The 8,257-nt window shown below is 72.5% G+C and carries 9 protein-coding genes; 3 read left to right on the top strand and 6 right to left on the bottom strand.

Translation table 11 applies throughout. The features are described 5' to 3' along the window. Nucleotides 1–703 precede the first annotated feature (703 nt). The 4 genes from AB0J52_RS18375 to AB0J52_RS18360 all read right to left on the bottom strand — a co-directional run bounded on the left by AB0J52_RS18375 (nucleotide 704) and on the right by AB0J52_RS18360 (nucleotide 3,700). Entirely contained in the window at nucleotides 704–1,216 is a 513-nt protein-coding gene (locus tag AB0J52_RS18375) for a GNAT family N-acetyltransferase (RefSeq protein WP_500182796.1), read from the bottom strand. A 136-nt stretch (nucleotides 1,217–1,352) separates the two neighbouring features. Then, nucleotides 1,353–2,072 (bottom strand): RraA family protein, encoded by a 720-nt coding sequence (locus AB0J52_RS18370; protein ID WP_500182795.1) that lies wholly within the window; start codon nucleotides 2,070–2,072, stop codon nucleotides 1,353–1,355. After that, nucleotides 2,069–2,494 carry a TIGR03667 family PPOX class F420-dependent oxidoreductase gene (locus AB0J52_RS18365; RefSeq protein WP_500182794.1) on the bottom strand — a complete coding sequence of 142 codons (426 nt, stop codon included), beginning with the start codon at nucleotides 2,492–2,494 and terminating at the stop codon, nucleotides 2,069–2,071. Before AB0J52_RS18365 ends, AB0J52_RS18370 begins: the two co-directional genes overlap by 4 nt. A gap of 132 nt (nucleotides 2,495–2,626) precedes the next feature. Beyond that, nucleotides 2,627–3,700, bottom strand: a complete 1,074-nt coding sequence (locus AB0J52_RS18360; RefSeq protein WP_500182793.1) for a hypothetical protein — start codon at nucleotides 3,698–3,700, stop codon at nucleotides 2,627–2,629. 145 nt (nucleotides 3,701–3,845) lie between these two features. Between AB0J52_RS18360 and AB0J52_RS18355 the strand changes: the two genes are divergently transcribed. Together AB0J52_RS18355 and AB0J52_RS18350 are read left to right on the top strand one after the other, a co-directional pair. Then, on the top strand, nucleotides 3,846–4,208 hold the full coding sequence (locus AB0J52_RS18355) for a hypothetical protein (RefSeq protein WP_500182792.1): 363 nt from the start codon (nucleotides 3,846–3,848) through the stop codon (nucleotides 4,206–4,208). Nucleotides 4,209–4,327: 119 nt separating this feature from the next. Beyond that, the gene (locus AB0J52_RS18350; protein ID WP_500182791.1) at nucleotides 4,328–5,890 is read left to right on the top strand and encodes an FAD-dependent oxidoreductase; all 1,563 of its coding nucleotides are present in this window, start codon (nucleotides 4,328–4,330) and stop codon (nucleotides 5,888–5,890) included. Nucleotides 5,891–5,895: 5 nt separating this feature from the next. Here AB0J52_RS18350 and AB0J52_RS18345 read toward each other — a convergent pair whose 3' ends face one another. Both AB0J52_RS18345 and AB0J52_RS18340 read right to left on the bottom strand, forming a co-directional pair. Beyond that, nucleotides 5,896–6,561 carry a hypothetical protein gene (locus AB0J52_RS18345; protein ID WP_500182790.1) on the bottom strand — a complete coding sequence of 222 codons (666 nt, stop codon included), beginning with the start codon at nucleotides 6,559–6,561 and terminating at the stop codon, nucleotides 5,896–5,898. Next, the gene (locus tag AB0J52_RS18340; RefSeq protein WP_500182789.1) at nucleotides 6,558–6,971 is read right to left on the bottom strand and encodes a hypothetical protein; all 414 of its coding nucleotides are present in this window, start codon (nucleotides 6,969–6,971) and stop codon (nucleotides 6,558–6,560) included. The genes AB0J52_RS18345 and AB0J52_RS18340 overlap by 4 nt, the downstream gene beginning before the upstream one ends. 220 nt (nucleotides 6,972–7,191) lie before the next feature. Here AB0J52_RS18340 and AB0J52_RS18335 point away from each other — a divergent pair. Beyond that, nucleotides 7,192–8,257 (top strand): LON peptidase substrate-binding domain-containing protein (locus tag AB0J52_RS18335; RefSeq protein ID WP_500182788.1); only part of this gene is annotated, 1,066 nt, incomplete at its 3' end.

The raw sequence follows: 8,257 nt of genomic DNA, 5'->3' as shown, positions 1-8,257 counted from the left end.
GGCACCGGCGCCCTGCGACCGTCGGCTGTGGGGGTGGGGCCGCCGGCCGGTGCGGCGAAGCCGCCGGTCCGGCGGGCGCGCGGCCCTCGGACCGGGGCGGTGTGCACGCCCGCGGTCGCCGTGGGGGACGACGGCGCCGCGGGCGAGTCGGGGTCTGCCGCCGCACCGCGCTCTCGCGACGGCAGACCGTCCTTCCCCTGCCGGTCCCCGGCGGCGCGCGCCGCCTCGGAGGCCGGGCCCGATGCGATACGGCCGAGGACCCGAGGTGTGTCGCCGAACGCTTCCGGGACCGCGCGCGCCGCCGGGGCGGGAGGGCGGGGCGTCGTGCGGACCGGCGGACCGGGAACATCCTCGGCCGTACCGACCGGGCCGGGCAGGGAGCTCACGAGGGGTCCGGACGGCGCGGAACCGGGGAGGGGCCGGGACGGCGGGGCGAAGGTGGCCCTCCTCGTCCTCGCGGTGTCCCGCATGTGGACCCTCCCCGGTCGCAGGACGGGAGGCGGGCCTTGGGGGGCCGTTGACCTTCACCGTCACGCACTGTCACGAACTCGATGCGAGAGGTACCCCGCGATCATGCTCCCGTAAACCGAGGTCAAGAAAGTTCCTCCCGCCGACCTGCGGGTTTGACCGGACGCGCCCCGAAAATGCGGGAAGGTTCAACCGCCTGACGGAGCGTGAGCGCGTCCGGATGCCCCCCGCCCCGCTACTCGGTGCCGTCGAGCTCCTCGGCGAGCAGGTCCATGAGGAGGCTGTCGTGCCAGGTGCCGTCGTTGCCGCGCTCGGCCTTCCGCAGGATCCCCACCGGCCGGAACCCGGCCTTGGTGTACGAGCGGATCGCGGCCGCGTTGTCCGCCGCCGGGTCGATCGTGATCCGGTGGTGGCCGTGGTCGCGGACGACGTGCCGGGCGAGCGTCCGGACGGCCTCGGTGCCGAGGCCGCGTCCGTGCAGGTCGGGATCGAGGTAGATGTCGATGCCGGCGTGCCGGTAGTCGGGCTCCTCCTCGGCCTGCCACTGGATCCAGCCGACGGTCCGGCCGTCGTGGACGATCACGTAGTGGTGCCCGCCGTCCTCGGCGAGGTCCTCCAGGACGGCCTTCTCCATGTCGTCGCCGCCCCGCCACCACCGGAAGACCTCCGGCCTGCGCCGGATCGCCGCCAGCGCCGGAACGTCCCCTTCGTCCGCCGGACGCAGGACGACCCGCTCACCACGCAGAATCTCATCCACACCCGAACGCTAACCGTCCCCCGCCCTCGCGGGGCAAGCCGTTTTCAGCCGATGTCCCGGACGTCCGGCAGGAGCGTTCCCCGGTCCGGCCGGACGGGTGGTCGGAGCGGCCGGACCGGGGCGGTGCCTACTCCTCGATCGCGCCGCCCAGGCGGCGGAGGTGGCGGCGGAAGGTGAGGGCCGGGTCGTCCTCGCGGGCCTTGAGGAAGGCCGCGAACGCGAGCTGGTCGCGCAGGGACTCGCCCGCGCGGACGCGTTCGGCCTGGCCGCGTTCGGTGTCGCGGATGCCCCGGGCGAGCGCGGCGAGCTCGTCCACCCGGGCGGACGGCACGAACAGGACGCCGTCGTCGTCCGCGAACACCGTGTCGTCGCGGGTCACCGTCCACTCGCCGACGCGCGCGGACACCAGGGCCTCCGGCGGACGCGCGGTCACGCCCAGCGGTCCCGACGGGATCGAGCCGAGGCTGAACACCGGCAGCCCGATCGCGCGGATGTCGGCGGTGTCGCGGTGCAGGCCCCAGATCACGATCCCGGCCAGGCCCGCCGCCCTCGCCTCCAGGACGACCAGGTCGCCCACGCACGCCTCGTCGAGCCGTCCGCCGTTGTCCACGACGAGGACGTCGCCCGGCTCGGCCTGCTCGAACGCCTCCAGGAAGACGTCCACGCTGCCCACGTGACGTGCCGGGAGGGCGCGGCCGGTGACGCGCCCGGGGGAGTCCGCCGCGCCGGACGCGGCCGGGAGGACGGAACGGGTTCCGGCGGGGCCGCAGCGCACGGGGACGTCCGCCCGGACGCACGCGTCGGCCACGTGCGCGGTCGTGAGCCCCGCGAAGACGTCGCCGGTCATGCGTGCAGGCGCGTCGGCGTGATGACGACCGGCTCGGAGAACTGCGCCGCGAAGCGCTCCGGCGTCTGGAAGATCGTCTCGATGAGCTCGGCGTACTTCGCGCGGTACTCCGGGACCTGGTCGGCGGACGCGTGGCCGGGTGCGGCCACGGCGGTGCCCTCCAAGCGGACGACGTTGTGCCCCGTTTCGGTCTCGTCCAGCGCCAGGCTGATCCTCGGGTTCTTCTCGATGTTGCGCAGCTTCTCCTTGCCCGGCTGGCTGTAAAGGAGGATCGTCCCGTCCTCGCGCAGCAGGAACCAGACGACGACACTGACCGGCTGGCCGTTCGGGCGCACGGTCGTCAACCAGGCGATCCGGTTCTCACGCAGCCGCTTCCCCGCGCGTTCGCGGGCTTCTTCGGGCAGCCGGTCCAGGAGTTCCATGCCGTTCCTCTCAGTCGGAGGTGTCCGGTGCGTCCGCCTCGCACGCGCACGCATGGGGAGGACGCTACAGGGGCGGATCGAACGGCCCGCACCCGCGTTCCGGCTCCGGACAGAGCGGCTGGTCGGCGCCGTTCAGGCGTCCGGCAGGCTCCACAACCGGACGCCGCCGCGGTCGCCGGACAACGTGCACCAGGCGCCCGGTCCGGCCGGTAGCGGGGAGCCGGCGACGGAGGACGGGTAGGCGATCCGTCCGCGGACGGCCATGGCACGCAGATCGACCAGCCAGTGGCACGGGTCGTCCCCGGAGTGCTCGGTTGCGGCGACGGCGAGGCCCTCGTACGGGAGCGCGCCCGCGTACTCCCACCGGACGCGCTGCTCACCGTCGTGGAGGAGCTCTGCCGGGAGTGTGTCGTGGCCCAGGCGGCGCAGCTCCCGGCCGTCCGGAAGCCCGGTCAGGTAGAGGTCCCACTGGCCTGTGTCGGTGGTCAGGAACTCCCGCCCGGACGGGCTGATGTCCAGGAGCACCTCGTCGACGAACTTCCGCACGCTCAGCTCCGACCCGTCCCAGTGCCCCCATAGAACGGGCGAGGTCTCCTCTCCTTCGCCGACGCTCATGCCCATGCGGGACGGATCGGGGTGGGGGAGGTGGAAGGAGGCCGATCCCACCGTCCCCGTATCGGCTCGTCCCAGCACGGTGCCGTCAGCGGGATCGAGGACCAGCCATTCCTCGCGCACGTCGTCCGGGTCGTGGTTCCGGACATGCGCCCAGAGGTGCTTGCCGTCCGCCGAGAAGGCGGCCGATCCGCTGTCGGCCCGCGCGTGGTCGTCGTCGTCCGCGTACTCGGCGAACGAGGCGTGCCGCTCGGCGCACAGGGCGGCCGACCAGCATCCGTGCCGGTGCTCCCAGAGCACGGCTCCGCGTGCGTCCACGGCGCGCAGCGCGTGCACTCCGGCGAACACGGCGACGTCTCCGCTCGGAGAGACCGCGACCGACCCGTACCCCCGGGGCCAGGGGGCGGGGAACCGGACGGCCGGCTGCGAGCCGTTCAGGGGGACGACCGCCAGCTCGGTGTCTCCGCGCTGTACCAGGAACCGGTACGCCACCTGCGGACCATCGGCCGTTCCGGGATCAAGGGGAGCCTCGGCGGCGGCCACGAGCCGGGCCCTCATCCGCTCCACCGTTCCGTGGACAGCATTGCTAAGCACGTCCGCATCCTCCCATTGACTCCCGCTTTCCCCGGCCATGGACGGGAACTGGGGCTGAAGCCGGATTCCGGACCCGTTCGCGCGCTTAAGGCCCAGGTCAGGGGCACGGGCCAGGGAGAGCGAAGGACGACGGAAGGAGCCGATCATGTCCCCGGCTGACCGCCCGGTCCAGGGCGAGCACCAGTACGAGCAGCACGTGACCTCGCCGGACGAGCACGAGGAACGCGCCGGCCGCAGCCTGGTCACGACCGACCACGAGACGATCAGGAACTGGGCCCGGGAGCGCAAGGCGGAGCCCGCCACCGTCCCCGGCAGCGAGTACGAGGGGCGGCCGGGCCGCCTGCTCATGGACTTCCCCGGCTACAGCGGCGAGAGCCTCGAACACATCTCCTGGGACGACTGGTTCCGCACCTTCGACGAACGCGAGCTCAACTTCATCTACCAGGAGCACAAGAAGGACGGCGCGCAGAGCAACTTCTTCCGCCTGGAGAACCCCGACGGGGGCTGACCGGGGCCGGCGATCCCTCAGAGGGGACGCTGAGTACTTTATGCCTGCCGTTGCCATCTCGGCTTGAGCGCCTCTAGGGTACGTTCAGTACCTTAGAGGCGTGTCATCGAGGAGGCAACGTGGTCACTGATGTCGTCATCGCGGGCGGCGGTCCGAACGGGCTGATGCTGGCCTGCGAGCTGAGCCTGGCCGGGGCCCGGCCGGTCGTCCTGGAGCGGCTGCCGGAGCCGAGCACGGAACCGAAGGCGAACGGCCTGCTCGGCCAGGTCGTGAGGATGCTCGACCACCGCGGCCTCTACGAGCGGCTCAGCGGAAGCCGGGAAGCGCCGCAGCCCAACTCCGGATACTTCATGTTCGGCGCGATGGGCCTCAACCTCGGCCTCCTGGAGGACAGCCCCGTCTACGCCCTGCCGGTGCCGCAGCGACGCATCGTCCAAGTGCTGGAAGAGCGCGCGGTCGAACTCGGCGTGGAGATCCGGCGGGGGCATGAGGTCGTCGGCTTCTCGCAGGACGACGACGCCGTCACCCTCGACGTCGCGGGCCCGCACGGGGAGTACCGTCTCCAGGCCCGGTATCTCGTAGGCGCGGACGGGGCGCACAGCATCACGCGCAAGCTCTCCGGGATCGGGTTCCCCGGCGTCACCTATAACCGGATGACCGTCCGGACGGCCCACGCGACGGTCCCGGCGGAATGGGTCGACCCCGCGACCGGTGCGCTCGACATCCCTGGTCACGGCCCTGTCCTGCCGTTCCTGCCGCACCGGACGGAGCACGGCGGGTTCTCGTACGCGCCGATGCCCGGCCACCCGCCGCTGGTGAGCACCACCGAATGGGACCAGCCCGAGACGGACGTCCCGATGAGCCTGGAGGAGTTGCGGGAGAGCATCCGCCGCGTGCTCGGCGTCGAGGTGCCGCTCGTCCCTCCCGGCGGTGAAGGGCCGCGCGTGCTGCGCCGGCTGACCGGCGGCAACACCCGGGTCGCCGAGCGGTTCCGCGACGGCCGGGTCTTCCTGATCGGCGACGCCGCCCACGTGTACTCCGCCACCGGCGGAGGGCCCGGGCTCAACCTCGGCTTGCAGGACGCGGTCAACCTCGGTTGGAAGCTCGCGGCCGTGCTGAGCGGCGGCGCACCGTCCGGACTGCTGGACAGCTACGAGACGGAGCGGCGGGCGGCGGCGAGCCGGATGGTGATGAACGCGCAGGCGCAGTCGGCCCTGATCGCCCCGGGCGGCGACGTCACCGGGCTGCGCGAGCTGTTCGCCGAACTGCTCGCTGACGAGAGCACCGTGCGGCGGCTCGCCGGACTCCTCGCGGGCGCGGACGTCCGCTACGACATGGGCGGGACCGAAGCGCATCCGCTGGTCGGCCGGTTCGTCCCGGACATGGAGCTGCACACGACGGCCGGGCCGGTCCGGCTGGCCGAGCCGGCCAGGAGCGGACGCCCTCTGCTGCTCGACCTGACCGAGGACGGATCGCTGGGGGTGTCGCTCGTCCTGCCGGAGGGCCGCGTGGACGTCATCGCCGCGCGTCCTCAAGCCTCGCTGCCCACCGCCCTTCTCGTCCGGCCGGACGGCTACGTGGCTTGGGCGTCGGCGTCGCCGCGACCGGCCGCCGCCGAACTCGAAGAGCTCGGGACGGCCCTGCAGCGGTGGTGCGGCGTCACCGAGCCCGTCGGCGCCTGACGAGATCAACCAGCGGCGTCCCCGCCGACGTGCGGTGGGACGGGATCGAGGTCGGGCAGGGCGGCCGTCCAGTCCTGTAGCCGCGCCACGAGCTCGGCGTCCTTGATGAGATCAATGATGGGGGTGAGGTCGGCCAGCATCCGCGCGATGTCGAGGAGCCGGTGGTAGTCCCGGTAGTCGTCGGTCTGGGAGATGGCTCGGAGCCGCTCGGTGATGTCCTCGCCCGGCTTGACGAAGTCGTCCTCGGTGATCGGGATCGCGCGCAGTCGCGCGGCGCGGTCGAGCGCCTCCCGGCGGCTCATCGGCACGCTGCCGAGGGCCAGCCGGGCGATGCCGTCCGGCCGGACGGCGGCGGGAAGATCCTCGATCCTGTCGCCGGAGCCGAGGGACACCGTCGCGAGTTGGACGAGGGGGCCGACGGCATGTGCCGGCGGGAACCCCTCGTCCAACGCCCACTCGATGAGGGAGGCGGCAAGTCCCACATCACCCCTTGGCTCCGGAGCCGGCAATCCCAGGCGTTGGCGGCGGACGTCCGCCACGCCTCGTTCGATCAAGGCGAGCCACCAGTGCACAGTGCTGACGCCCGCCGGCCAGCGGCTCACCAGCCACTCCCTGCGCAGCGGCGTGTCGAGCGAGAGCAGATGGCGGTAGGTGTCCTCGAACTCGGTCACGGGTACCGCCGCTCTTCCGGGGGAAGCCGCGTCACCCAAGGGGCCAGCCGCTCTCCGGCTGCCAGATCCCCGCGCCAGTACCGGAAGACGGTTCCCTGCACGATGTCGAGCCGCTCGGCCGCGACCAGGCCGCCGGCGGGAGCGGGCCCGCCGGCGTCGGCCTCGAAGGCGACCAGCACGGCGGGCGTCTCCCCGACCTGCCTGGCGACGAACCGGACCTCGTCCAGTGTCGGCTCACGGAACACCGGGTCGTGGAACGCCGCAGGGCAGACGACGAAGAGCGGGTCGCCGAAGACCAGTTCCAGACCGTGGGCGTACGTGAGGTCGTGCCCTGCGCCCAGACGTAGCTCACCAGCATTCCAGGCGACGACGTCCCAGTCCCACCACGACCCCTTGGGAAGCCGGATCACAGGCGTGCTCCTCCCATGGCCCGCCGCGTCCGCCGGCCGATATCGGAGGGCGGGCGGCGGGCCTGGCCTTCTCGCGTAGCCCGATCCTGCCCCAGCCGGGTCCGGGTTTGATCGCTGAGAGCGAACGTTGCTGAGGAAATTATTTCGTGCTCCGTTTTCTTGAGTGTGGATGACTCAACCCTCCGGGGTTCGGGTTCCCTAGAGACTTGGAGCTGAGAGCATGAGCGAGACCCTGACGCTGCCGGTGCTGCCCCTGGACGACGGGGCCGTTCTGCCGGGCATGGTCGTCCCCCTGGACCTCTCCGAGGGCGAGGTCCGCGCGGCGGTCGAGGCGGCCCGGGCGGTCGCGCACGCCAAGGGCCCCGGCATCCGCTCGGCGGTCAAGCCGCGCGTGCTGCTGGTCCCGAGGCTGAACGGGCAGTACGCGGCCGTCGGCACCCTGGGCGTCATCGAGCAGGAGGGGCGGCTGCCCGGCGGCGAGCCCGGCGCGGTCGTGCGCGGCGTGTCCCGCGTCCGCATCGGCACCGGGACGACCGGCCCCGGCGTGGCGCTGTGGGTCGAGGGCCAGGAGGTCGAGATCCCCGCGCCCACCGGACGCGCGCACGAACTGGCCAAGGAGTACAAGGGCCTGGTCAGCGCCATCCTGCAGAAGCGCGGCGCCTGGCAGGTCGTGGACGTCGTGCAGAAGATCGACGACCCGTCCGAGCTGGCCGACAACGCGGGCTACGCGCCGTACCTGAGCGACGAGCAGAAGGTCGAGGTGCTCGAGACCGCCGACACGGTCGAGCGGCTCACTCTGGTCATCGGCTGGGCGCGCGACCACCTCGCCGAGCTGGACGTCGCGGAGACCATCCGCAAGGACGTCCAGGAGGGCATGGAGAAGACCCAGCGCGAGTTCCTGCTACGCCAGCAGATGGACGCCATCCGCAAGGAGCTCAACGAGCTGAACGGCGACCCGGCGGGCGAGGAGGACGACTACCGCGCCCGCATCGAGGCCGCCGACCTCCCCGAGAAGGTCCGCGAGGCCGCGCTCAAGGAGGTCGACAAGCTGGAGCGGTCGTCCGACGCCTCGCCCGAGGGCGGCTGGATCCGCACCTGGCTCGACACCGTCCTCGACATCCCGTGGAACGAGCGCACCGAGGACGCCTACGACATCGCGGGCGCGCGCGAGGTGCTGGACGCCGACCACGCCGGCCTCGACGACGTCAAGGAGCGCGTGATCGAGTACCTGGCCGTCCGCAAGCGGCGGTCCGACCGCCGCCCGCCGACGACGCCGAGGCCGCGGT

The organism is Spirillospora sp. NPDC049652, assembly GCF_040675125.1.
Classification (GTDB): Bacteria; Actinomycetota; Actinomycetes; order Streptosporangiales; family Streptosporangiaceae; genus Spirillospora.
Note: the sequence above shows the minus strand (reverse complement) of the source record. Positions and strands in the feature narration are given on the sequence as shown.

What these genes read in the sequence shown, in the direction of transcription:
- AB0J52_RS18370 (WP_500182795.1), bottom strand. Translation starts at nt 2,072, where the DNA reads ATGACCGGCGACGTCTTCGCGGGGCTCACGACCGCGCACGTGGCCGAC.
- AB0J52_RS18355 (WP_500182792.1), top strand. Translation starts at nt 3,846, where the DNA reads ATGTCCCCGGCTGACCGCCCGGTCCAGGGCGAGCACCAGTACGAGCAG.
- AB0J52_RS18365 (WP_500182794.1), bottom strand. Translation starts at nt 2,494, where the DNA reads ATGGAACTCCTGGACCGGCTGCCCGAAGAAGCCCGCGAACGCGCGGGG.